This is a genomic window from Actinospica robiniae DSM 44927 (assembly GCF_000504285.1).
Lineage (GTDB): Bacteria > Actinomycetota > Actinomycetes > Streptomycetales > Catenulisporaceae > Actinospica > Actinospica robiniae.
The window spans coordinates 8668809-8691852 of the sequence record NZ_KI632511.1; the positions used below are offsets into that span (position 1 = coordinate 8668809).

21 protein-coding genes and 1 tRNA gene are annotated in these 23044 nt (G+C 70.4%); 10 read left to right on the top strand and 12 right to left on the bottom strand.

The window, feature by feature from the left end:
* Positions 1 to 2: 2 nt before the first annotated feature.
* Positions 3 to 347: a helix-turn-helix domain-containing protein gene (locus ACTRO_RS37345; protein ID WP_034261863.1), complete on the bottom strand. Its 345-nt coding sequence runs from the start codon at positions 345 to 347 to the stop codon at positions 3 to 5.
* Positions 348 to 1421, bottom strand: coding sequence for a tyrosine-type recombinase/integrase (locus tag ACTRO_RS37350; protein WP_034261866.1), 1074 nt, complete (start codon positions 1419 to 1421; stop codon positions 348 to 350).
* A gap of 731 nt (positions 1422 to 2152) precedes the next feature.
* Between ACTRO_RS37350 and ACTRO_RS37355 the strand changes: the two genes are divergently transcribed.
* From ACTRO_RS37355 to ACTRO_RS46470, 4 genes are all read left to right on the top strand, one after another.
* Positions 2153 to 2488: a hypothetical protein gene (locus ACTRO_RS37355; RefSeq protein WP_034270877.1), complete on the top strand. Its 336-nt coding sequence runs from the start codon at positions 2153 to 2155 to the stop codon at positions 2486 to 2488.
* A 1027-nt stretch (positions 2489 to 3515) separates the two neighbouring features.
* Positions 3516 to 4082: an XF1762 family protein gene (locus ACTRO_RS51200; RefSeq protein WP_342673738.1), complete on the top strand. Its 567-nt coding sequence runs from the start codon at positions 3516 to 3518 to the stop codon at positions 4080 to 4082.
* Positions 4083 to 4420: 338 nt separating this feature from the next.
* On the top strand, positions 4421 to 4948 hold the full coding sequence (locus ACTRO_RS47785; protein WP_157436672.1) for a recombinase family protein: 528 nt from the start codon (positions 4421 to 4423) through the stop codon (positions 4946 to 4948).
* A gap of 430 nt (positions 4949 to 5378) precedes the next feature.
* A complete protein-coding gene (locus tag ACTRO_RS46470; protein ID WP_245594603.1) occupies positions 5379 to 7157 on the top strand; it encodes a recombinase family protein in 1779 nt (592 codons plus the stop codon).
* Here ACTRO_RS46470 and ACTRO_RS37370 read toward each other — a convergent pair.
* Positions 7139 to 7222, bottom strand: a tRNA-Leu gene (locus tag ACTRO_RS37370). The genes ACTRO_RS46470 and ACTRO_RS37370 overlap by 19 nt on opposite strands.
* Before the next feature lie 322 nt (positions 7223 to 7544).
* Between ACTRO_RS37370 and ACTRO_RS37375 the strand changes: the two genes are divergently transcribed.
* Complete coding sequence (locus ACTRO_RS37375) at positions 7545 to 8081, top strand: GrpB family protein (RefSeq protein WP_034270884.1); 537 nt, start codon at positions 7545 to 7547, stop codon at positions 8079 to 8081.
* An 89-nt stretch (positions 8082 to 8170) separates the two neighbouring features.
* On the opposite strand, the gene ACTRO_RS37380 is transcribed toward ACTRO_RS37375, so the two are convergent.
* From ACTRO_RS37380 to ACTRO_RS37390, 3 genes are read right to left on the bottom strand one after another with little or no spacing between them, the layout of a single operon-like run.
* Complete coding sequence (locus ACTRO_RS37380) at positions 8171 to 8932, bottom strand: DUF4097 family beta strand repeat-containing protein (RefSeq protein WP_034270886.1); 762 nt, start codon at positions 8930 to 8932, stop codon at positions 8171 to 8173.
* Positions 8933 to 8986: 54 nt separating this feature from the next.
* Positions 8987 to 9715 carry a response regulator transcription factor gene (locus ACTRO_RS37385; protein WP_034270888.1) on the bottom strand — a complete coding sequence of 243 codons (729 nt, stop codon included), beginning with the start codon at positions 9713 to 9715 and terminating at the stop codon, positions 8987 to 8989.
* The gene (locus ACTRO_RS37390; protein WP_034270890.1) at positions 9712 to 10974 is read right to left on the bottom strand and encodes a sensor histidine kinase; all 1263 of its coding nucleotides are present in this window, start codon (positions 10972 to 10974) and stop codon (positions 9712 to 9714) included. The genes ACTRO_RS37385 and ACTRO_RS37390 overlap by 4 nt, the downstream gene beginning before the upstream one ends.
* A 264-nt stretch (positions 10975 to 11238) precedes the next feature.
* Between ACTRO_RS37390 and ACTRO_RS37395 the strand changes: the two genes are divergently transcribed.
* Both ACTRO_RS37395 and ACTRO_RS37400 read left to right on the top strand, forming a co-directional pair.
* Positions 11239 to 11925 (top strand): ABC transporter ATP-binding protein, encoded by a 687-nt coding sequence (locus ACTRO_RS37395; RefSeq protein ID WP_245594604.1) that lies wholly within the window; start codon positions 11239 to 11241, stop codon positions 11923 to 11925.
* 73 nt (positions 11926 to 11998) lie between these two features.
* Positions 11999 to 14371 carry an ABC transporter permease gene (locus tag ACTRO_RS37400; protein ID WP_034270896.1) on the top strand — a complete coding sequence of 791 codons (2373 nt, stop codon included), beginning with the start codon at positions 11999 to 12001 and terminating at the stop codon, positions 14369 to 14371.
* Between the two features lie 48 nt (positions 14372 to 14419).
* On the opposite strand, the gene ACTRO_RS37405 is transcribed toward ACTRO_RS37400, so the two are convergent.
* A complete protein-coding gene (locus tag ACTRO_RS37405) occupies positions 14420 to 14881 on the bottom strand; it encodes an SRPBCC family protein (RefSeq protein WP_034270898.1) in 462 nt (153 codons plus the stop codon).
* A 140-nt stretch (positions 14882 to 15021) separates the two neighbouring features.
* On the opposite strand from ACTRO_RS37405, the gene ACTRO_RS49270 reads away from it, so the two are divergent.
* Together ACTRO_RS49270 and ACTRO_RS49275 are read left to right on the top strand one after the other, a co-directional pair.
* Positions 15022 to 15423, top strand: coding sequence for a hypothetical protein (locus tag ACTRO_RS49270; RefSeq protein WP_211244542.1), 402 nt, complete (start codon positions 15022 to 15024; stop codon positions 15421 to 15423).
* Positions 15399 to 16016: a cytochrome P450 gene (locus ACTRO_RS49275; RefSeq protein ID WP_034270903.1), complete on the top strand. Its 618-nt coding sequence runs from the start codon at positions 15399 to 15401 to the stop codon at positions 16014 to 16016. Before ACTRO_RS49270 ends, ACTRO_RS49275 begins: the two co-directional genes overlap by 25 nt.
* A gap of 15 nt (positions 16017 to 16031) precedes the next feature.
* Here ACTRO_RS49275 and ACTRO_RS37420 read toward each other — a convergent pair whose 3' ends face one another.
* The 4 genes from ACTRO_RS37420 to ACTRO_RS37435 all read right to left on the bottom strand — a co-directional run bounded on the left by ACTRO_RS37420 (position 16032) and on the right by ACTRO_RS37435 (position 19182).
* Complete coding sequence (locus ACTRO_RS37420) at positions 16032 to 16598, bottom strand: hypothetical protein (protein WP_034270906.1); 567 nt, start codon at positions 16596 to 16598, stop codon at positions 16032 to 16034.
* A 133-nt stretch (positions 16599 to 16731) separates the two neighbouring features.
* On the bottom strand, positions 16732 to 17970 hold the full coding sequence (rho, locus tag ACTRO_RS37425; protein ID WP_034270908.1) for a transcription termination factor Rho: 1239 nt from the start codon (positions 17968 to 17970) through the stop codon (positions 16732 to 16734).
* A gap of 281 nt (positions 17971 to 18251) precedes the next feature.
* A complete protein-coding gene (locus ACTRO_RS44490) occupies positions 18252 to 18761 on the bottom strand; it encodes a helix-turn-helix transcriptional regulator (RefSeq protein WP_051451990.1) in 510 nt (169 codons plus the stop codon).
* A gap of 142 nt (positions 18762 to 18903) precedes the next feature.
* Positions 18904 to 19182 carry a hypothetical protein gene (locus tag ACTRO_RS37435; RefSeq protein WP_034270910.1) on the bottom strand — a complete coding sequence of 93 codons (279 nt, stop codon included), beginning with the start codon at positions 19180 to 19182 and terminating at the stop codon, positions 18904 to 18906.
* A gap of 150 nt (positions 19183 to 19332) precedes the next feature.
* Between ACTRO_RS37435 and ACTRO_RS47790 the strand changes: the two genes are divergently transcribed.
* On the top strand, positions 19333 to 22680 hold the full coding sequence (locus tag ACTRO_RS47790) for a type I polyketide synthase (protein WP_051451991.1): 3348 nt from the start codon (positions 19333 to 19335) through the stop codon (positions 22678 to 22680).
* Here the strand turns inward: ACTRO_RS47790 and ACTRO_RS47795 are convergent.
* Positions 22674 to 22943 carry a hypothetical protein gene (locus ACTRO_RS47795; RefSeq protein WP_157436673.1) on the bottom strand — a complete coding sequence of 90 codons (270 nt, stop codon included), beginning with the start codon at positions 22941 to 22943 and terminating at the stop codon, positions 22674 to 22676. The genes ACTRO_RS47790 and ACTRO_RS47795 overlap by 7 nt on opposite strands.
* Positions 22944 to 23044: the final 101 nt, after the last annotated feature.

Consider the following 23044-nt stretch of genomic DNA (forward strand, 5'->3'; position numbering starts at 1 on the left):
GGTCAGGCGATCGGTGGGGGCAGCGAGCGCCCGCCGGTGCGGCGCGGGACGATCGCGAGCGGGGTCGTGCCAGGGCCGCCCATCCCGGCGGCTGGTGCGAGGTTCGCGGCCTCGGGCCCGGGGGCGACCTTCTCGGGCTCGGGGATGAGCAGTTCGCCGATCTCGCAGCCGAGTACGGCGCAGATCACGTCGAGTTCCTCGAGTTTGAGGGAGGCGGGCTGGCCGGACCACAGGCCCGACATCTTCCCGGCCGACAGGACCAGGCCGCGCTCGGCGAGGGCGCGCTGGAGGACCGAGGCCTTCCAGATCTCGCGTTTGGCCGCGGCCATCCGCAGGTTCCACTTCATCTACGCCAGCCCCTTGAGTCTCTCGGCCGCGCGTGACTGGCCGGCCAGCCACGCGTCCTCGATCCGGGTGCGGTGCACGTGAACGTACCGCATGGTCGTGGCCACCCACGAATGCCCGAGAAGTTCCTGTATGGATATCAGATCCATGTTGTTGAGGTAGAGCTGGGAGGCGCAGTAGTGCCGCAGCACGTGCGGGGTCAGCCGGCCCGCCCACCCCGGCAGGTACGACGCCGCGGCCTCGGCCAGGCCCGCGCGCAGCGTCTCGTAGCCCACCCGGCGCGCACTGCCGTCGATATCCCGGCGCTCGGCGGCGAACAACGGCGCACCGGGCCGGGCGTGGTCACGGTCCAACTGGCCCCACACGTCCTGGATGTACCAGCGCAGCAGCTCGGCGGCACCGCCGAGCAGCGGGACCATCCGCTCGCGCGGACCGGAGCCGTAGGAGCCCTTGCCGTAGCGCACGTGCAGCTTGCCGAACCGGCCCAGCTCCCAGCGCACATCGGCGAGATCGAGCCGACAAGTCTCGTTCGCGCGCAGCCCGGTATCGGCCATCAGCCTCGCCGCGGCATAGGTACGGGCCGCCGGGGCGAACTTGCGGGCCGAGCCGAGCGCCTGGCCCCACCCGGTGAACAACCCCGTCATCTCCGCCTCGCTCGGCGGGATGCGCAACCGGGCGTCCTTGCGCCCGCGCGGCCGGTTGAGCTCATCGAGCGGACAGACGGCGACGATGCCGGTCAGCGCGTGCAACTCGGCCTGATGGCGTAGCTCGAGGAACTCGAAGTACACCGAGAGCGCGGCGGCACGAGCCAGTCGCGTGCCCCCCGCCGCACCGCGCAGCACCTTCCCGAAGTACACGTCGGCATCCGCCGGCGCCATCTCCCACAACGGCCGGCCGAACCACTCACGCATCAGATCCAGGTGACTGACATCGCCACGGATCGTCGAGTCGCTCAGGCCCGCCGACGCCCGCGCGAGCACGAACCCGGCCATCAGGTCGACCTCGAACTCCGCCACGGCTTCCGCGGTCGCCACCGGCCGAACGTCGCGCAGGTCGCGCACGAGCGCAAGCGCCAACTCCGGCTCCCAACCTTCACGCCGAGCACGGAAAGTTCATGAAACATGAGAACTGTGCATCAGTCCCGAGATTCTGTCAATGCTCTGCAAAGGGAAGGCCCGACCCCCGAAGCCCAGGCCAGCGGCACCAATCCGCACCACACCCAGGAGGAACACCAGTGTTGTCGGACTGTCGTCCGAGAGTTCGACCGCCCAAGTCGGCGAGAACGCCGCCCTTCCTCTGCTTAATGCCAGCGTCGGAAGCGACGACGCGGAGGCGTGGGCGGGCGCGTGCTGCACCTCGGGGCCTGCGTGAGTGGAACGGGCGAGCCCCACACGGTCTGCGCCGGCCTACCGCCGCTGTGCCCGCATTGCCAGGTTCCCCTTGTCGCCGATCCCACCGGCCCGTGGTGTCGGCGATGCCGCCGCGCGTGGTCCGGAACACGCGCCCACACCCGCTGCACGAACGCGGCGATCGCCACCGGAAACACTCCGCGCACACGTGGCCTGCGCCTGTGCCGCTCCCACGCCCGGCTACTCGTCGACGCCGCCGGGGCCGGCGCAGCGATCCCCGATACCCCGCCTTACTGAACGACACCCGGACACACCTTCTAGGGGATATCCATGCCTGAACACCATGACACCGCCGCGCCCCAATGGACCGCCGCGCCGCCCGCACATGACGACACCGAATCGCAGAAGTCGGTAGCCGTCGCTCTCGGGGTCAGCGCAGCCCTGACGGCCGGTGGGGCTTGATCTCCGGTCTGACGCAGACGCAGCGGCATTTCGCCATCCTCCTGCCCGTCATCGGCGCTGTGATCGCGCTCGCGCTCACCTCCACCACGGCCCGTCGGCGGTGGTTCCCGGCGCTCGCCGCATGCCTCGGATTCGCGGTCGGATATCTCGGTGACATCGCCGCAGTCGCGCTCCTGCTGTGGCGCGACGGGTTGAGTCGCAGCGTCGTCGACGTCCACGCTTCGACGCTGATCCGCGAGGTCAACGTCGGCCACACCGCGTCCGACTGGGCCTACTTCCTCGGCTCGGCAGCCCTCGCCTTCGCCGCCACCGCCGCCCGGCAAAGGGCATAGCCTTCGGGCACCGAGCACACCAGTCCGCGCTAGCCGGCCCCGGCTGGTGCGCGACGAGCCCGCCGCCGTCGCGCACCAACGCTCACCCGGCCGACCGCTTCAACAACAGGATTCGCTCTTGCTCTTGCCTCGCTCAGCTTCCTCGCTTGCTCCCACACCGCAGTTCCAGGCCCTTTCGCTAGGGGCCGGCATCCAGTCAAGTACTCTGCTGCTCCTGTCCGCCCACGGCGTTCTGCCGAAACTCGACTACGCCGCCTTCGCCGACCTGGGATGGGAACGGCCCGAGACCTACGCCGCGCTTGACCGCCTCGAGCGCGAGGTCGCGACGCCCGCTGGCATCCCGATCGTGCGGCTATCGGGCGGAGACATCAGAAACGACGCCCTGGACCTCGACTCGCGGTTTAGCACCATGCCACATGCCGATATAGACGCCGACACGGTTTTCATAACTGGATACGAACGTGATCCGGTCCCGTCGGGACCCATGGCGCCGCTCCCAGTACTTACGGGACTTGATCCAGGCAAAGCCTTCCGAACCCAGCTGCGGCGATCCAGTGTCCCGCCGCCTGAAACACCTCAGGCGATCCATGCGCCTCAACCACGAGCTCGTCGACCGCATCCGCCGCGACCCCCGTTCGATCAACCACGCCCACAACATGCCCCACCCACCCGAAGGAGCGAAAGCACTGTCTACCTGCACCACCACACCGAACGCCCGCGATCGTTACCGAACATTGTCAATAACGTGCCCGTACACCAGTGACAAAGGTTGGAGATCTCTGCGCGACGAACACCCCGAGCAGTGCAACGAGGCCGTCGCATTCGACAGGGCCATCCGCGCCGGCTCCGCCCGCGCAAATGCCAAGGGAATCCCGCTCCGCGGACAGGCCTACCTCCATCCCTCCCTCAAACCGCTCGATGAAGCACCCATCGACCTGGCTCACGTCGACCGGAAATTCCGGCACCTGCGCCTGGTCGACGTCGCCGAGAGGTGGGAGGGCGACCCCGACGGCTGCTCACCCTGGGCATGTCGATCCGGGTCAGCTGTCGCTTCAGCCGCCGCAGACGAGCATGGCGATCAGGGGCGGCGGGCTGCGTGATCGCTCAGACACGAGCGCGAAGTGCCCTAGCGAACGCGCCTCTCACCCTCCGCCCGTTGACCTTCCGAGAGGCTTGCGATCTGGTGCACGCTCTCCACCGACGCCCCAAGAGGCCCACGGGACACAAGTGCTCAATCGGGGTCGTCAACGGCGCAGGCCAACTCGTTGCAGCGATGGTGGGGCGACCTGCCGCGCGTCACTTCGACGACGGCTTGATCCTCGACACAATCCGGCTCGTCACGGATGGAACGCGCGATTGCGCCTCGAAGCTACTCGGCGCGGTCTGTCGTGCGGCCGGGGCCGTCGGCCACCAGCGATTGATCACCTACACCCATGCCACCGAGAGCGGAGCGAGCCTGCGCGGCGCCGGATGGGTCAAGGTACTCGGCCCGTCACCGCGTCGCGGATGGGACACCCTCACCCGCCCACGTCCGAACCGGAGCAGCGACCACATCGCTCGGTTCCTGTGGCAGGTCCCCGGGAGCAGCGCATGACCGATCGCATCGCCAAACGCGGCACCCCGAACGCGCGACCGCCGTCCGCACCACCGCTCATTCTCCTGCCTGACCAACCTCCGCCGCTGACACCCGGTGCTGCGCGCGCACTGCTACGCATTCTGCAGACGGCGAGTGAAAGAACCGCCCATCGATAGAGACCAGCGCAAATCAAAGACTGGATCTTCGGGGCGCACGGAGCTATCAATGGACGACCCATTGATCCGCGTTCGTCCAGTCTCTGCCTACGGGCGGCGCGCAGATGAAGGCGGTCGGGACGAGCGCGTGCAGGGACATGTACGCGCTCGCTCGGACCGCGGGAAAGGCTCGAACAATTCATGTCCAGAGAAGACCGCGAACCGACGTGCCCGTCCTACCAGCGACTACGCAGCGGGTTCGAACACGAGCGGGACAGCAGCGCGGCAGCACGGGCCGGACGGACGCTCGCGCCTGCCAAGCGCAGCGCATCGAGTGCCGCGAACGTGCCAGTTCCTTGCCGCTTCGCCACATACTCGCGCGTCGCATCCGCCATATCCCCGCGCGAGGCGCGGCTCGCCCACGATGCACAACGCCTCCTGTGTCGGGCCGCGGTGTTGAGCTTTGCCGGGCGGATGACCGCCACTTTTCACGACACGGGCGTCGCATTCACCTTGCCGCTAAGGGAACGAGCCGGCGGAAGTGCTCTACTGGCCGCCAGCGGCTTCGACGCCGTTATCACCGCGAGCCTCTCCCGCCTCGGCCACGGCTACCTCGCCCTGGCCGAGGCCGGATATCCGGTCCTCCTCGCCGATTTGAAAATCCAGATTGACCCGGGCGGCTGGGATGACCCGATGGTGCGCATGCTGTCTGGACTGGCCGACAAGTGATGAGCGCGCATGACGAGCGGCTGTGTTTCAGCACCTGTGGGAACAGCGGCTCCACCATTGGCGCCAGTCGCTGGCCGGGCCTGATCGAGGCCGGATCTGGTGAGTTGCTCGCGCAGTTCACCAGCCATAGGGCGATTCAGGGCCCCTTCCACCAGTGCCTCGCAGGCCACGACCTCCTAGACGCCTTCGCTCTCTCGGCCGAGGCGGGCCGGAGTGACATGGCGATGATCGTCGGCGCTGGCACTTCTCAAAGCAAGGACAACAGCATCACAGTCCCAATGATCAGTTTGCGCTACCGCATTCCACCAGGGATGACGGCGATCTCGGGCCCTCGCGACCTAGGTAACCCCCGTCCGGAACTGGCCTCGCGCCCTCAAACCCGGCCACACACACCTCGGTCACAGCGCCGTATTTGCAAGGGAGACTGACCGTGGCAGTCCGCACCACCCCGACCTGTTTCGCGTTCTATGGCCGTGTCTCGACCGAGGACCAGCAAGACCCCGAGGCCTCACGCAACTGGCAGCGCGCCCGAGCCACCGGGCTGATAGAACCGGTCGGCGGAACGATCGTGGCCGAGTACTTCGACATCGGCATGTCTCGCTCGATCCCATGGAAGCGCCGTTCTCACGCCAACGCCCTGCTGGATGCGCTGGCCGACCCGGACCGCGGCTTCGACGCCGTTGTCATCGGCGAGCCGCAGCGCGCCTTCTATGACAACCAGTATGGCCTGACCATGCCGCTCTTCAGCCACTTCGGAGTGCAACTCTGGGTACCGGAAGTCGGCGGTGCGATTGACCCCTCCTCCGAGGCCCACGACCTGATCATGGGTGTATTCGGCGGCATGTCCAAGGGCGAGCGCAATCGCATAAAGATTCGAGTGCGCGCGGCTATGGCGGCCCAGGCCAAGATCGAGGGGCGGTTCCTCGGCGGTCGCCCACCCTACGGCTACATGCTCGTCGACGCCGGCCCACATCCCAATCCCGGTAAGGCCGCGGACGGCAAACGTCTACACAAGCTCGTCCCGCACCCCGAGTATGCAGCGGCGGTCAAGTGGATCTACCAGATGTATCTGGCCGGACGAGGCCTCTACGCGATCGCCGAGGCGTTGAACGCCGCCGGATTTCTCTCTCCGTCACAAGCTGACCCAGCGCGCAATGCGCATCGCACCGGCGAGGGATGGTCGAAGAGCGCGGTACGGGTGATCTTGATGAATCCGCGCTACACCGGACGCCAGGTGTGGAACAAGCAGCGCAAGCAGGAGGTCTTGCTGGACCTCGAGAACGTTGCAGCCGGGTACGAGACCAAACTGAAGTGGAACGAGCCCGGATCCTGGGTCTGGTCCGACGAGATCGCGCACGAGGCACTCGTCAGCGTCGAGGACTTCGAGCGTGCCCATGTGGTCCGCACCTCCAGCGGACGCGGTGCAACTAAGGAGCGCTCGAAGGTCAAACGCGTCTACCAGCTTCGCGGTCTCTTCAGTTGTTCGATCTGCGGTCGCAAAATGCAGGGGCAGTACAACCACGACAAGGCTCACTACCGCTGTCATTACCCGCGCGAGTACGCGCTGGCCAACCACGTCAGTCACCCGCTCAACGTCTACGTGCGCGAGTGCGACGTGCTTCCCGCCCTCGACGACTGGCTGGTCAAGCTCTTCGCCCCCCACCGCATTCACGAGACGATCGAGCAGTTGAGCGCCCACCAGGAATCATCCGCCACCACCCCGGCAGCAGTCACCGCCGGCGGCGGTGAGCAGGACACATCCGCGCTGTTGGCCGAGTGCGACGCAAAACTGGAGAAGTACCGCGCCGCACTTGAAGCTGGCGTCGATGCCGAGACTGTCGGGGAGTGGATCCGCGGCGTCAAGGCTCAACGCGCCACAATCGTTGCCCGCGCCCGCCCCACTCGCGCGGCGGCTCAACCCGATCGCAAGCTGAGCCAAGAAGAGATCAGGAGCCTCATCAAAGCTCTGGCAGATATACGTACAGTCATTCAGTACGCCGACCCTGCCGACAAGGCCCGGGTCTACAAGGAACTGGGCCTCGCGCTCACCTACGATCCCGGAAAACACGTGGTCAGGGCAGAAATAAAACTGGACCCGAACATCCACCGTGGGGATGCCCGGGTCCAGAAAAGTAGCCAAGAAGCTACCATGAGCAACCAGATGCCAAGATCTGGTGGTGCTATGGTTCGTGTCCGAGGGGGGACTTGAACCCCCACGCCCTTAACGGGCACTAGCACCTCAAGCTAGCGCGTCTGCCATTCCGCCACCCGGACTGGGTCATCGGCCGCGGGATCTGCCGGGCTTGCCGGCCGCCCCTTGGCGACGTGAGAACAATACCAAAGATCAGGCGCGGTTCGCACCACGCTTGATGGTGGCGGCGGCGGTGGGGTGGGGCGGTTGGTTTGCGCAGGTCAGGGGCGGCTTGGCGGGCGGCGGGTGGTGGCGGGGGAGTGGGGCGGGGCGGAAGCGGGGGTGACGCCGGGGTGAACCGGGGTCGGCGTGGGCGAGGTGAAAACGGAACGATCAGGGAAAGCGATCGGAAAGCAACGCGTTCGGGGGGTTCGACGGGCGGCGGGGAGGCTTAGTGTTTTCCATATGAGCATTCTGATTGCGGAGTACGATCCCGGCTGGCCGGGGTGGGCGGCGGGGGTTGCGGAGGAGCTCTTCGCGGCTTTGCCGGGCGTGTTCACGCGGATCGAGCACGTCGGGTCGACGTCGGTGCCGGGGCTGGCGGCGAAGCCGGTCATCGACTTGATGGCGGGGGTGACGTCGCTGGATGAGGCGGGGGTGGCGCTCGGCGAACGGCTGCCTGCGCTTTCCTTCCAGGTCTTCGATACCGGGATGCCGGGGCGGTTGTTCTATTTCCGGGAGCGGGACGGGGTGCGGGTCTGTCACCTGCACGTTGTTCCCGAGTCCACGTTCGCCACGCGCAACGAGGTGCTGCTGCGGGACTTGCTGCGGCGGACGCCGGAAGACGTGGCGCGGTATGGGGCGCTGAAGCGGGAGCTGGCGGTGGTCCACGACGGGGATTCGCTCGGCTACACCCGCGGCAAGACGGCGCTGATCCAGGAGCTGGTGGACCGGGCGCGGGCGGAGGCGGGGCTGGAGCGGGTGGACGTGTGGGAGGAGTGAGGTGAAGGCGAGGGAGGGCGGAAGTGCGTCAGCGGCGCGCACGGCCAGGCGAGGGCACGCCGGCGGTGGACGCGCGGCGCGACCGCGTCCTAGTTCGCCAGCAGGCTGATCTCGCCCGAGTTCGCGTTGGCCTGGACGCTGTGCGTCGCGGTGGCGGCTTGCGGGATGGAGACCTGGACGTACGCGGAGGTCGTCTGCTGCTGGACGTTGTACGTGACGGTGCCGGGTAGGTGCAGGGCCGCTTGGGCGGAGTTGACCGTGACGGCGACGCGGGTGGGGGCCGTGGCGAAGGTCGCGTTGAGGGTGCCGCTGGTGATGTCGGCGGTGAAGTCGGAGGTCTTGAGGTTCTGCGCGAGCGCGTAGGCGGACGACGCGGTGATCGAGACCGGGCCGGACAGGTCGCTCAGCGTGGCCTGGCCGTTGAGCAGCTGCAGCTTCACGCCCATGCCTGCCGGCACCGACACCTTGTATTCGGTGGCGGGGCAGGCGATCGGGCCCTTGCCGGTGTGCTCGTCGTAGCAGGCGAGGGTCAGCACGTGGGTCGTGGCGTCCAGGTGGAACTCGAGGCCCGGGGCCACGTCGCCGTTCACCGGCTGCGCGGTGGCGGCGATCTGCGAGCCGTCGACGCCCACGGTCACCTTGCCGTTGAAGCCGTCGAGCTCGACCGTCTGCACGCCGTCGGCGCCGTGGGTCGTGCTGACCGCGCCGGGCGCGGAGTGGCTGTTCGCGTGCCAGATCATCGCCGCCACGCCGAGCGCGAGCACGATGGCCGCGCTGGCGAGCAGCGGTTTGGCCCTCGTGCGGGTGACCGCCGGAGCTTCGGGCGTACTGGTTGCGTGGTCTGTCGCCATATGGCCGCGTACCCCGGCTTCCTCGTCGCACGCAGAGACTGTCGCACGCAGAGACTACGGCATCGTACGTTCGGCTTTCACCGGCTCCGGCGTCACCAGACCCGCTTCGTACGCGGCGATCACGGCTTGCACCCGGTCGCGCACGCGCAGCTTCGTCAGGATCCTGGCGACGTGGGTCTTGATCGTGGCCTGACTCACCTGAAAGCGTTCGGCCAGCTCGGTATTGCTCAGTCCGCGGGCCATCTGTTCGAGTACTTCGATCTCCCGGCTCGTCAGCGCGCTGAGATCGCGGCGGCCGGGGCTGCCGTGCTCCTGCGGCGCGCCGCGGGTGAAGCGTTCGACGAGGCGGCGGGTGATCGTCGGGGCGAGCAGCGCGTCGCCGGTGCGCACCAGGCGCACGGACGCGGCGAGGTGCTCGGGGGTGACGTTCTTGAGCAGGAAGCCGGCGGCGCCGCTGGTCAGCGCCTCGTAGACGTACCGGTCGAGGTCGAAGGTGGTCAGGATGATGACGCGCGGGGGCTGCGGGCCGTCCTCGCCCGCGGCGTAGGCCGGGTCGGCGAGGATGCGCCGGGTCGCCTCCAGGCCGTCCAGCCGGGGCATGCGGATGTCCATGAGCACGACGTCCGGCCGGGTCCGCGCGACCTGCTCGACCGCCTCGAGGCCGTCCGCGGCCTCGCCGACCACGTCGATGTCGTCGGCGGCCAGGATCATCCGGAAGCCCGCGCGCACCAGCGCCTGGTCGTCCGCGATGACCACCCGCGGGGCCGTCGAAGCCTGATTCACGCCGCCTCCACCAGGTCGTGCAGCGGTATCACCGCGCGCACCTCGAATCCGCCGTCCTCGCGCGCCGCGGCCGCGAGTTCGCCGCCGCAGGCCGCCACCCGTTCGCGCAGGCCCATCAGGCCGCGCCCGTTGCCCTCGTCCGCCGCGGTGGATCTGCGCCCGGCGCTGTTGCCGACCGCGACCACGAGATCTCGCGGAGTATAGGTGATGTGCACGTGGGAGGGTGCGCCCGCGGCGTGCTTCGCCGCGTTGGTCAACGCCTCCTGCACCACGCGATAGGCGGCGAGGTCCGAGCCGGCGGCCAGCGGGCGCGGCGTCCCGGTCTCGGTGAGTTCGACCCGCATGCCGGTCGCGCGCACCCGGCCGATCAGCTGGTCCAGTTCGGCCAGGCCGGGCTGCGGCGCGAGCTGTGCCTCCCCGTCGGGGGCGAGCAGTCCCATCGCGTGCTGCAGTTCGGTCATGGCGGCGCGGCCGGCCGACTCCACCGCGAGCAGTGCCCCGGTGGCCTGCTCGGGCGAGCGGCTCATGATCTTGCGCGCGGCGCCGGCCTGCACCACCATCACGCTGACGTTGTGGGTGATCACATCGTGCAGCTCGCGGGCGATCCGGGCCCGCTCCTGTTCCGTGGCCAGCTGGGTGGCCTGCACTTTGTCCCGCTCCAGCGCGCGCTCGCGCTCCTGTGCGGCGGCGATGCGTTCGCGTAGGTTGCGCAGGCTGGCGCCGGCGGCCACGATCGGCACGAAGACCAGGAAGACGCCGAAGGTCCTGGGGATGTTCGGGATCGCGTTGCCGTAGCTGCCGGCGATCGCGGCCAGCGCGGCGATCAGGCTGACCATCGCGGCCGGCCGGTAGGGGCTGTGCGCCGCCGCGCTGTAGGCCACGATCGTGCAGGCGACCAGTTTGGACGAGGCGTCGCCGAACTCCGGCTTGACCGCGCACATGACGATCACGAACCAGAACACGGCCAGCGGATACCGCCGCCTCAGCGCCAGCGGCAGGGTCGTGAGCAGGGCGACGAGGAAATCGGGGTACCTCGGGCCCTCCGCCGTCCTGATCTTGTCGGCGATGACGCCGACGGGATTCGGCCGGACGACGATCGTCTTCGCCAGGGCGTCGTCGCCGTGGTGGCGCACGGCGATGATCGCGTAGCAGGCGAGCAGCAGCGCGAGCAGCACGTCGACGAGCAGGGTGCGGCGCGAAGGGGTCGGCCACGGCCCGGTCGCCTGCCGCAGCCGAGCCGCCACGCTCTGTACTGTCACGCTGGGCTCCTTCCCTGGTCACCCTGATCCCGCTTGCTCGGGCGCTCATCGTCGCAGATCGAGGCCCGGAGGCGCGTCCGACCTGGAACGGACGGCGACGGCCGGCGGGCGTACGCCTGCGGGATGACGCGGCGCGCGTCGGCCCGGCGTCTGACGCGGATTTCGCCCACTGGTCCGACGACCGGGACGGGGCGCCCAGCCTACGGTGGCGCCGTTTCCCTTCCCACTGTTCCGGACCCGGAGGCCCGTGTGAACGATCCAGTCGTGCAGTTGCAAGAGGTGTCCCGCAGATTCGACGGCGGACCGCCCGCGCTGGACCAGGTGAGTCTGACCGTCGCCGAGGGCGAGGCCGTCGCCGTGCTCGGGCCGTCCGGCAGCGGCAAGTCCACTCTGCTCAATCTCGTCGCCGGGCTGGACAAGCCCACCGCCGGGACGGTCACCGTCGCCGGTTGCCGGGTGGACGAGCTCGGCGAGGCGCGCTCGGCCCGGTTCCGGCGGGACCGGATCGGGCTGGTGTTCCAGTTCTTCCACCTGCTCGACGAGCTTACGGTGCTGGAGAACACCGCGCTCCCGGCCCGGCTGGCGGGCGTCGCACGCGGTGACGCGCTGGCCCGGGCCGAGGCGCTGCTGGACCGGCTCGGGGTGGGCCGGCACGCCCGGGCGTACCCGTCCCGGCTGTCCGGTGGCGAGCGGCAGCGGATCGCGGTGGCCCGCGCCCTGGTGAACCGGCCGGCGCTGCTGCTGGCGGACGAGCCGACCGGCGCGCTGGACACCGCTTCCGGGCAGGAAGTCAGGGATCTGCTACTGGAACTTCACCGCGAGGAGGGGCAGACGATCATCATGGTGACGCACGATCTGGCCCTCGCGCGCAGCTGCGCGAGCCGCGTGGTGCGCCTGGTCGACGGCCGGGTGGCGGAGGACGCGCCAGTGGTGGCGGAGGTGGAGTCGTGAGCGAGCTTGCGAGCGAACCATTCGGCACAGTGTCTGCGCGAGCGCGCCTACTGAGCGCTAGCGAGGTGGAGTCGTGAGCGGTCTGGGACGCGTAGTCCGCGCGGGCGTGGCCCGCCGCCGGGCGGCCGCGGTGGTCACCTGCCTGTCGACGCTCGCGGCCACGGCCGCCGCTGTCGCCGCGGCGGCGATGATGATCGCCTCGGCTCAGCCGTTCGAGCACGCGTTCTCCACACAGAACGGCGCGCACCTGACCGCCACGTTCGACGGCACGACGGCTGCGGCCGCCCAGTTGGCTGCCACCGCGCACGCCCACGGCGTCACCGCCAGCGCTGGGCCGTTTGCCGAGACCACCGCGACCATGAAGGTGCAGACGCCGGACAACCTGACGGCGAATCTGCCCGACGTGGCGATTGTCGGCCGGGCACAGGCGGGCGGAGCGGTCGATGACGTGACTCTGATTTCAGGGCACTGGGTCACTGGTGCCGGACAGATCGTGCTGTCTTCGGACATCGTTTCGGTGCCGCTCGGCACCACGGTCCAGTTTCCCGGCGCTCCCGGCGAGCCGAATCTGACAGTGGTCGGATACGCGCAGTCGGTGACTAAGACGGCTGATGCCTGGGTGGAGCCGAGCCAGGCCTTCGCGCTGGCGGCCAAGGGCACGCCGCCGACCTACCAGATGCTTTATCGCTTCGCTCAGGCCGGCACCGACGCGCAGATTCTGGCCGACCGGGCCGCCGTCACCGGCATGCTGCCGAAGAACGCACTGATCGGCTCCGTTTCGTACCTGTCGACGCAGATCCAGGCCCAGCGCAGCATCGGTCCTTTCGTGCCCTTCATCGTGGCGTTCGGCGTGCTCGCACTGGCCACGGCGGTGCTGATCATCACGAACGTGGTGGGTGGCGCGGTGGGCGCGGCGCTGTTCAAGATCGGCGTGCTCAAGGCGATCGGCGCCACGCCGGGGCAGGTCGTGCGTGCATACGCGCTGATCGCCTTGCTGCCCGCAGCCGTCGGCGTGGTGCTGGGGGCGGTGCTGGGCAACGTGATCGCCAGTCCGCTGCTGCACAACGCCGAGGTGGCCTACAACACCGGCGCTCTGGGCGTGCCGTTCTGGGTCGATCTCGCTGTGCCGGTCGCCGCGCTCGCGCTGGTGGGCCTGTGCGCGCTGGTTCCGGCGCTGCGGGCGGGTCGCATGTCCTCGACGGCGGCCCTCGCCGTCGGGCGTGCACCGCGTTCCGGGCGAGGTCGGTTCGCGCGACGGCTGCTGGCCGGGTTGCCTGTCCCGCAGCCGGTCGGCCTCGGTCTGGGCGCTCCGCCGACCCGTCCAGCCCGGTACCTGTCCATCACCGCGGCGCTCGTCTTCGGCACCATGGCGCTGACGTTCGCCGTCGGGCTGCGCGACTCGCTCAGCGGCGTCGACACGGGCCTGCATCAGGCGCGTCGTGCGGATGTCAATGTTCTGCTCGGCGGAGGGGAATCGAGCGGCCCGGCCAAAGCCGGGGTGGTGAAGGCCGGTGGCGGCGGGAGTGCGGGCGCGGCGGACATCACGGCGGTCGAGGCGGCCATTGCGAAGGCCGACGGCACCGCGAGCTACTACGGCATGACAGAGGACGATGTCACCGTGATCGGATCGAGCACCTCGGTCAACGCGAAGCTCTACGACCATGATGCCGGCGGCCTGTATCAGATGATCGCAGGGAGCTGGTATACCGGGCCGGATCAGGTGGTGGTGCCGACGCGCTTCCTCAGCTCCACCGGCACGCACATCGGTGATCAGATCACCCTGGCCTACGACGGCCGGCGAGTGCGGGTGCGCATCGTCGGCGAGGCGCTCGACGCCTTGTCCGGCGACGGTCTGGAGGTGATCGCCGACGCGAACACGTTCATCGGCACCGAGCCGAGCCAGTTCGGCATCACGCTCAAGCCCGGCACGAATGCGAACACGTACATGCAGTCGCTCAATGACGCGATCGGCAGCCACAACGCGTACGCCAGCGGCAATGCGCAACGCGAGGACGATCCGACCATCCTCGCCATGGACGCCCTCGCCGCGGCGCTGACCCTGCTCGTGGTCGGCACGGCCGGGCTCGGGGTGTTCAACACGGTGATGCTCGAGCTGCGCGATCGGGTACGGGAACTCGGCATCTACAAGGCCATCGGCATGACGCCGAAACAGACGGTTGCGATGGTGCTCAGCTCGACGGTGTCCGTGGGGATCATCGCCGGGGTGCTGGGCGTGCCGGCCGGGATCGCGTTGCACCACTTCGTGATCCCGGTCATGGGCCACGCGGCCGGGACCGACCTGCCGCCGGTCGACCTCAACGTGTTCGGCGGTCTCGAAGACGTCTTGCTCGTCCTCGGCGGCGTGGCGATCGCGGTTCTGGCGGCCATGATCCCGGCCGGCTGGGCCGCGCGGCTGCGGACGGCGACGGCGCTGCGCACCGAATAGGCCCGGTCGCTCTTCAGCGGCGGCGAGATCGTCGGGTGCCCCCTCGGCTTACACCGTCTCGGCAAGCCTGGGCAGGAAGTACTCCCAGCCCTCGAGGTGCCCTTCGATCTCGCCTTCGCGCGGCGTCACCGCGGCTCCCGGACGAGGCCCGTGCCGCAGCGCGAGCGTCGTCCCCCCGGAGCCGGGTGGCGCGGAAACCGTGACCGTCACCAGGAATCGGCCGGCCAGGTCCAACTCGTGCGCCCAGCCCCAGGTGAAGGCGAGGCGTTCACCGGGCTGGTAGGACTCGACGACGCCGTTCATGGTCTGCCCGAGCGGGGCGAAGTGCACCCGGTAGACGCCGCCCGGCTGCAAGTCGGTGCTCAGCTCGCCGGGCCACCACTTCCTGAGCGTGGCCGGCTCGGTGAAGGCGGAGAGCGCCGCTTCCGGTGTCCGGCCCGGCAACGCGAGCACGGCCACCACCTCGGCGCCGTCCCGGGTGATCGTGAGCTCCGTGGTGTCCGAGGACATCCCGACCCTCCTGCCCCTGGTGGACGTTCGATGCCCAGCATGCTATCCGCCACCGTACGCGACCGCTGGCGAAACACGCGCGGATCGCGCCACTCCGTGCGCGTCTTGCGCTCCGGTCGGAGCGGGACAGACTGGGCACTGTGACGGCTGCGGCTCACGATCTTCGGGAGGGCGGGTCCATGGCGGTGGGCGAGACGGGCGGCGCCTGGCCGCTGCTCGGGCATGGTCCGGCGCTCTACCGGCGGCCGCTCGGATTCCTCGAATCCCTGCCTGCGCACGGGAAACTCGTGCGCATCCGGATGGGGCCGCGACCGGTCGTCGTGGTCTGCGATCCCGAGCTGACCGATCGGATGCTGCGCGAGGACCAGGTCTACGACAAGGGTGGCCCGCTGTTCGAGAAGGCCGCGAGAGCATGGGCAACGGGCTGGTCACGTGTCCCCACGCGGACCACCGCCGCCAGCGCCGACTGTGCCAGCCGGCCTTCCATCCGGCCCGGCTCGACGGCTACGCACCGGTCATGGCCGACCAGCTGGCCACGCTGACCGACGCCTGGCGGGACGGCGAGCCGGTCGACGTGATGGCCGCGCTCTACGGCCTGACCGGGCGCATCGCCGGGCACGCGGATGTCGAAGCGCGGCTGCACAAGGAGATCGACAGCGTCCTGGGCGGACGCGCGCCGGTCGTCGCGGACGTGCCGGACCTGCCGTACACGGCCCGGATCATCACCGAGACGCTCAGGCTCTACCCGCCGGGCTGGTTCTTCACCCGGAGCACCGCAGTGGACTGCGAACTCGTCGGCGCGCACCTGCCGGCGGGAACGATCGTGGCCTACAGCCCGTACCCGATCCACCGGCTGCCCGGGCTCGATCCCGACCCCGGCCGCTTCGATCCGGACCGGTGGCAGGGCCCTGACGGCGCTGCGGCCGAGCCCGCCGCCCGGGGCGCCTTCATCCCGTTCGCGGCCGGGCGGCGTAAGTGCATCGGCGAGGATTTCGCCTCGGCCGAAGCGGTCCTCGCCCTCGCCACCCTCGCGAACCGCTGGGTGCTGTGCCCGGCGCCGGGCGCGCGCGTGCGGCCCAGCGTCGGCGCGACCATGGCGCCGCGCGATCTGCGGATGATCCCGAGCGCGAGGTGACCGGCCGGACAGGGCCTAACCGAGGCTCGGGTTCCAGGTGAACTGGGCGTTCGGGATCAAGCCGCGGTTGTCCGGCGGCGGCGTGGCGCCGACGGGGTAGAGCGCGAAGTCCACGTCGTCCGGCGGGATGGAGGCGCTGGCCCCGGGCGCGACGACGACGTCGAGGCCTTCGCCCGCGTTCCAGTAGACGGCGTCCTGGTCGGTCGAGTTGTTCACCACGCTGGCCGCGGTCAGGTTCGCGATCCGGAAGTCGGTGCCCTCGGGCCGGCTGTCACCGGTCACCACGACGATGCCGGCGCCGGTCTCCTTGGCGCCGGTGAAGAAGGCGGTGTTGCCCAGGTGGCTCGCGGCCAGTTTGGCCGCGGTGGCCCTGACCGCGGCCGCCGGGCCGGTGGCGGCGTAGTAGCCGTTGCTCTCCTGCACGGTCAGGCCGCCGAACTCGAACGAGCCGGGCGACGGCGCGCGGGTGGACGCAGCCGGTGTCGCGGACGTGGCCGAGGCCGCCGTGGACGTGCCGAGCACGGCGGCGGCCGCGGTGGCCGCGGCGGTGCCGAGACCGAGAGCGAGGCGAAGTGCATGCATGGGCTGACACTCTTTCCGAAGGGTACGCGCGGCCCGTGGGTGCCGGGGCCCCTCGACTCTGTCAACGCATTGACCGGCGCGCAAGCTCGCCGGGCCCCGTTCACCCGATCGGCCGGGACTGCGCCAGGCCGTGTCAGGACTCTGCGGCTCCGGGCGTGGTCTGCCGGATCTGGCGCAGGAATTCCGCGTTGTCGCGGGTGTGGCGCATCCGCTCGATCAGCAGCTCGGTCTGCCCGCCCGGCTGCGCGGCGAGCACGCGGCGCAGCCGTCGCGCGGCGTCGAGCTCCTCGGCCGGCAGCAGCAGCTCCTCCCGGCGGGTGCCGGAGCCGGGCAGGTCGATGGCCGGGAACACGCGGCGGTCGGCGAGCGCGCGGTCGAGGCGCAGCTCCATGTTGCCGGTGCTCTTGAGCTCTTCGAAGTAGTAGTCGTCCGCGCGCGAGCCGGTGTCGATCAGCGCGGTGGCGAGGATGGTGACGGAGCCGGCCTCCTCGAGGTTGCGGGCCGCGCCGAACAGCTGCTTGGGCCGGCCCACGGAGGCCGCGTCGACGCCGCCGGACAGCGTGCGCCCGCCGGGCTTGGCGTTGGTGTTGTGCGCCCGGCACAGCCGGGTGAGCGAGTCGAGCAGGATGACCACGTCGGTGCCGAGCTCGGCGAGCCGTTTGGCCCGCTCGACGGCGAGGTCGGCGATCGCGGTGTGCTCGTGCGCGGGCCGGTCGAAGGTCGAGGCGATGACCTCGCCGCCGACCGTGCGGCGCATGTCGGTGACCTCTTCGGGGCGCTCGTCGAGCAGCACGACCATGAGGTGGCATTCGGGGTGGTTGCGCTCGATCGCCTGGGCGATCGACTTGAGCAGCTGGGTCTTGCCGGTCTTCGGCTGGGCCACGATCAGGCCGCGCTGGCCTTTGCCGATCGGGGCGAGCAGGTCGATCATCCGGTTGCCCGGGGCGCCGGGGCCGGTCTCCAGCCGCAGCCGCTCGCGCGGGTGCAGCGGGGTGAGGTCGGCGAAGCGCGGCCGGTCGGCGAGCGCGTCGACGGGGCAGCCGTTGACGAAGTCGATCCGGGCGAGCGGGCTGGCCTTGGCCTGCGCGCCGCTGCGGCCGGGTCCGGTGGCCGGCGCGGCGGCGCCGTCGACGAGGTCGCCGGTGCGCAGCCGGTGCCGGCGGATCAGGTCGGCCGGCAGGTAGTGGTCGTGCGGGCCGGGCAGGTAGCCGCCGACCCGCAGGAAGCCGTGCTGGTCCTGGAGTTCGACCAGGCCGCTGACCGGCTGGAGGGCCGGCTGCGCGGACGCGGTCTCGGGCGGGGTGTTCGGCGTGGCGGCGCGTCGGCGTCTCGGCGTCTGCGCGGCCACAGGGTGCTCGAGGGTGGTGGTCATGGTGGTGTCCTTCGTGTCTTGGGTCGGCGGAGACGTGCCGAGAGGGTGGGGGTGCGACGCGGCCGCCGGCGGACGAGAGGGTCCAGGGCGGGTCGGCCGGTGTCGCGGATGCCGCTTCGAATCCGCGGCGCGCGGGTCACTTGCGTGATCGTGGAGGATCGCGGTGCGATCAGGTGATCGGCCGGAGCGGACGATCATGGGAGCTTCGTTCACCGGAATGGAACATCGGTGAGAATCACGCCCCCCGCGCTTATCGAAGTATACCACCGTCGCGGCAGGTGCTAAACCGAGGGCTCGTCGACCGGCCTGAGTCGTGCCGCGGGAGCCTGCATCGGCACCCGCGGACGCTCGGTCGGCCCGCCGCGGACGCTGTGCTCGGCCATGAACCGGTAGACCTTCGCGATGAGCTGGGTGCGGTCCCTCGTGTCGAGCTTGACGAAGATGGCGTGCAGATGGTTCTTCACCGTCGACTCCGAGATGTGCAGGCTGCGCGAGATCCGCCGGTTGGAGTGGCCCTCGAGCAGGTGCCGCAGCACTTCGGCCTCCCGCCCGGTCAGGTTGGACTCGCGGGCGAAGAGCTCGAACTCGCCCTGCTCGTCCCGGGCGTCGGCCGGCGGGCCGGCGGCGTCGGCGGCCTCGTCCAGGGCGCTCGAGGACGGCAGCTCGACCAGGCGCTCGAGCTCCCGGATGGTCCGGGCCAGTTCGGCCACCCGGGCGGCGACCTCGGCGATCAGGATGCCGGCGGCCGGCGTGATGCGGGGACGGCCCTCGGCGGGCTCGACGCTCTCCAATGGTTTCCGATTCCTCGACTCGACCCACGCTCATCGCGCCAGAGCGATCAGCTCAGCACAGAGCGTAACGGCGCCGTGGAAGCGACCGCAATCGCCCGAAGGTGCGACATCCGCCCGCGTCAGGGGCGGGTCGCGGACCGACTTAGTCAGAGTTCGACTGGACGTCCGGACCCCGGCGCCCCCGATCCGCGGCGGGCCCGGCGGACTCGGCGGGCCCTGACTTGAACAGCGCGGCAGCGGTGCGCAGATCGGCTGACGCGACCTCGCAGCGCCGCGCCAACGCGGCCAGGACGGTGCCGAAGTCCGTCACCGCGCCCGCGGGCAGCTCCCCGGCCAGCGCCTCGAGCCGGGCGGCGCATGCGCGCAGGGTCTGTTCGTCGGCGGTCAGGGCGGCGCGGTCGTGCTGCGGCGGGGTCCTCATCTCACGCTCCTGGCGCACGGGCGGCCGGGCCGGCCCACCGACGGGTTCGCCACTCACTATCACAGCAGCTGAGGGGCTTCATCATGGTCCTTTCGCACTAGGCGGATCCCTTCATGGCCGACGGCGTGCGCCGGAGCTAGCGTGCTTCTCGTGTCACCGACCGAAGCCGGCGGGCCGCTGTCCGTCGCCGTGGTCGGTGTCGCCTCGCTGCTCCCCGGCTCCTCCGACGTGCGCGGATTCTGGCGCGACGTGGTGGCCGGCCGGGATCTGCTGAGCGAGGTGCCGCCGAGCCATTGGCTGATCTCCGACTATCACGACCCTGATCCCTCCGCCCCCGACCGGACCTACGCGCGCCGCGGGGCGTTCCTCTCCCCGGTCCGCTACGACCCCATCCGCTACGGCACGTCGCCCGCGGTGTTGTCGGCCACTGACACGGCGCAACTGCTCGCCCTGCCCGTCGCCGAGAGCGCGCTGCGCGACGCCACCGGGGGCGACCTCGGCCGCGTCGACGGCGAGCGGGCCGGCGTGGTCGTGGGCACCGGCGCGCTGGAGCTCCTGCTGCAGATGGCCTGCCGGATGCAGCGCCCGGTCTGGCTGAACGCGCTGCGGGAGTGCGGCGTGCCCGAGCCGGAGGCGCAGCGGATCTGCGCGAGGATCGCAGAGCATTACGTCCCGTGGCAGGAGGCGACGTTCCCGGGCCTGCTGGCCAACGTGATCGCGGGCCGAATCGCCAACCGGCTCGACCTGCACGGCGCCAACTTCGCCGTGGACGCGGCCTGCGCAAGCTCGCTGGCGGCACTCTCCTGCGCCGTGAACGAACTCGAACTCGGACGTGCGGACCTGATGCTGGCCGGCGGCGTCGACACGTTCAACGACATCACCATGTTCACCTGTTTCTCCAAGACCCCCGCGCTCTCCCCGACCGGCGACTGCCGTCCGTTCTCCGACCACGCGGACGGCACGATGCTGGGCGAGGGACTGGTGTTCTTCGCGCTCAAGCGCTTGGCGGACGCCGAGCGCGACGGCGACCGGGTCTACGCCGTGTTGCGCGGGCTCGGCGCGTCCTCGGACGGCTCGGGCAACGCGGTCTACGCGCCGGCTCCGGCGGGGCAGGCCAGAGCCCTGCGACGGGCGTACGCGCAGGCCGACTACGCGCCGCGGACGGTGGAACTGGTGGAGGGCCACGGCACCGGCACGCCCGCCGGGGACGCGGCCGAGGTCGCCGCCCTCGCCGAGGTGTTCGGCCCGGCCGAGCGGCCCTGGTGCGCCCTCGGCTCGGCGAAATCCCAGTTCGGGCACACGAAATCCGCCGCGGGCGCGGTCGGACTGCTCAAGGCGGTCCTCGCCCTGCATCATCGAGTCCTGCCACCGACGATCAAGGTGGACCGGCCCAGCGCGGCGCTGACAGCGTCATCCAGCCCTTTATACATCAACACCAAGGCGCGGCCGTGGGTGCGCGGCACGGACCATCCGCGACGGGCCGCCGTCTCCAGCTTCGGCTTCGGTGGCAGCAATTTCCATGTCACGCTCGAGGAGTACCTGCCGGGCACGAACGGCCGACATCACCCGCGGCTGAAAACCGACGCGACCGAGTCCACTCTCACCGCTGTGGACGACGGCCGCGGCGCGCCCGGCAAGGTCGCCTTCCTGTTCTGCGGCCAGGGAGCTCAGTACCCGGATATGGGCGCCGACTTGGCCATGGCGTTCCCGGCGGCGCTCAGTGCGTGGGACGAGCTCGCGACGGACCGCTACGACGGCATCGCTTTGCACGAGGTCGTGCTGCCGAGGCCGGCGTTCTCAGACCACGAACGAGCGAGTCAACGGGAGCTGCTGACCGCGACCGAGTGGGCGCAGCCGGCGCTCGCCGTCACGTGTGCGGCACAGCTGCGGCTGGTCGCGCAACTCGGCCTGCGGCCCGATTGCGTGGCTGGGCACAGCCTCGGCGAACTGGTGGCCTTGGCCGCGGCCGGATGCCTCGACGAGCGATCCCTGGTCGCACTCGCGCGACGCCGCGGCGAGCTGATGCGCGACGCTGCGGACCAGCCCGGCGCCATGCTCGCCGTCTTCGCGGACGCCAAGGAGGCCGCCGAACTCGCTGCCGACCGCGACGACGTCTGGGTCGCGAACCTCAACTCCCCGACCCAGACAGTGCTTTCGGGCACGGCGGCGGGTATCGACGAGGTCGAACGACGCGCCGAAGCCGGAGGCGTGGCGGTGCACCGATTGGCGACCGCCACGGCCTTTCACAGCCCTCTGGTATCAGCGGCGAGCGCGCCATTGCGGGAGTTCCTCGGCGCCATCGACGTGTCCGCGCCCCGCCTTCCCGTCTACGGGACCAGCGATGCGAGCCAGTACTCGAATGATCCGGACGCGGTACGTGCCCGCGTCGCCGAGCAGGTCGGCGAACCGGTGCGGTTCGTCGACCAGATCGAGGCGATGTATGCCGACGGCGTCCGCACGTTCATCGAGTTCGGCGCGGGTTCGGCGCTCACCGGCATGGTCGGTCAGATCCTCGACGGCCGGGATCACCTCGCTGTCGCGCTCGATCAGCGCGGCCTCCCCGGCGTGGCCGCGTTCCAGGAGGCGTTGGGGCGGCTCGCGGCTCGCGGCGTGCCCTTCGACGCCGGGGCACTGACACCCGCGGAGGAGCCCGCCCCGCCCGACGAGCGACCGAGCTCGGGGATGACCGTCGAACTCGTCGGCAGCAACTACGCAAGGCCCTATCCGCCGCCCGGCGGTGAAACGGAGCGTGCGATGCCCAACAACCCGCCCGAGCAGCTTCCCGCGCCGATGACGCCCGTGAGCACGGTGGTGGCCGCGCCCGTGCCGGTACCCGCGCCCGCGCCCGCCGCGGGGTCGGACTCCTGGATCGGCGCGCTGCAGGAGATCCAGCGCCAGACCAGCGAGGCCCACGCCGCGTACCAGCACGCCTTGGCCGACGGACACGCCGCCTACCTGCGTACCAGCGAGGCGACGCTGTCCGGCATGATCGCAGCCCTCGACGGCGCGGTCCGCGTCCCGGTGAGCTCCCGCCCCCTGCTGCCGACGCTCGCCCCGCCGTCCGCGCCGTCCCTGCCCGCGGCGCGCGTGCTCCCACGGCAGCCGTCGCCCCCTGCGCCGGCCCCGCAGCCGATCGCCCCGCCTCCGCCGCGTCCGGCCCCGGCTCCGGCACCCTCGCCCGCGCCGGTGATCCCGGCCGCGCCGAGCGGGCCCGACCTCGAGGGCGTCGTCATCTCCATCATCGCCGACCTCACCGGCTACCCGGCCGACATCCTGCAGCCCGACATGGAGCTCGGCCACGACCTCGGCATCGACTCGATCAAGCGCGTCCAGATCCTCGCCCGGATGCGCGAGCGGGTGCCCGACCTGCCGAACATCGATCCGGCCCAGCTGGCCGGCATCGCCACGATCGGCGAGACCATCACCTTCCTGCGGCGGCACGGCTCCGACCGCGAGCCGAGCCAGTCCGCCGATGCGGAGGGCGAACCGAATCAGTAGTCGAATTCACCCTGTGCCGCTTCGTCCCCGCACTGCTGCCGAAGCCGGCTTCCGGACTCGCGCTGCCGGGTCTTTTCCGCGGCACAGTGGCCGTTTCCGACGACGGGCTCGGCATCGCGGCGGACGTCATCGCGCTGCTCAACGAAGCCGGCGCGAGCGCGGTCGATGCCGAGGAGGTGGCGAGCGATGTCAGCGCGACCATCTTCCTCGGCGGCCTGCGACCGGCCGCGAATGACGTCGCTATCGCCCGGGAGGCCTTCCACACCGCGCAGACCGTCGCCGGCCGCGGCGCGTTCGTCACCGTCGGCCGCCTCGGCCGAGGCGGACTGGGCGGGCTGGCCCGCACCTGCGCGCGGGAGTGGCC

Excerpts from the sequence above, each read along its gene's own strand:
- ACTRO_RS37345 (WP_034261863.1), bottom strand. The coding sequence starts at position 347 with ATGAAGTGGAACCTGCGGATGGCCGCGGCCAAACGCGAGATCTGGAAG.
- ACTRO_RS37380 (WP_034270886.1), bottom strand. The coding sequence starts at position 8,932 with ATGGCGACAGACCACGCAACCAGTACGCCCGAAGCTCCGGCGGTCACC.
- ACTRO_RS37375 (WP_034270884.1), top strand. The coding sequence starts at position 7,545 with ATGAGCATTCTGATTGCGGAGTACGATCCCGGCTGGCCGGGGTGGGCG.
- ACTRO_RS49275 (WP_034270903.1), top strand. The coding sequence starts at position 15,399 with ATGGCCGACCAGCTGGCCACGCTGACCGACGCCTGGCGGGACGGCGAG.
- rho (WP_034270908.1), bottom strand. The coding sequence starts at position 17,970 with ATGACCACCACCCTCGAGCACCCTGTGGCCGCGCAGACGCCGAGACGC.
- ACTRO_RS47785 (WP_157436672.1), top strand. The coding sequence starts at position 4,421 with ATGTCCAGAGAAGACCGCGAACCGACGTGCCCGTCCTACCAGCGACTA.
- ACTRO_RS37435 (WP_034270910.1), bottom strand. The coding sequence starts at position 19,182 with ATGAGGACCCCGCCGCAGCACGACCGCGCCGCCCTGACCGCCGACGAA.
- ACTRO_RS51200 (WP_342673738.1), top strand. The coding sequence starts at position 3,516 with ATGTCGATCCGGGTCAGCTGTCGCTTCAGCCGCCGCAGACGAGCATGG.
- ACTRO_RS37420 (WP_034270906.1), bottom strand. The coding sequence starts at position 16,598 with ATGCATGCACTTCGCCTCGCTCTCGGTCTCGGCACCGCCGCGGCCACC.
- ACTRO_RS37405 (WP_034270898.1), bottom strand. The coding sequence starts at position 14,881 with ATGTCCTCGGACACCACGGAGCTCACGATCACCCGGGACGGCGCCGAG.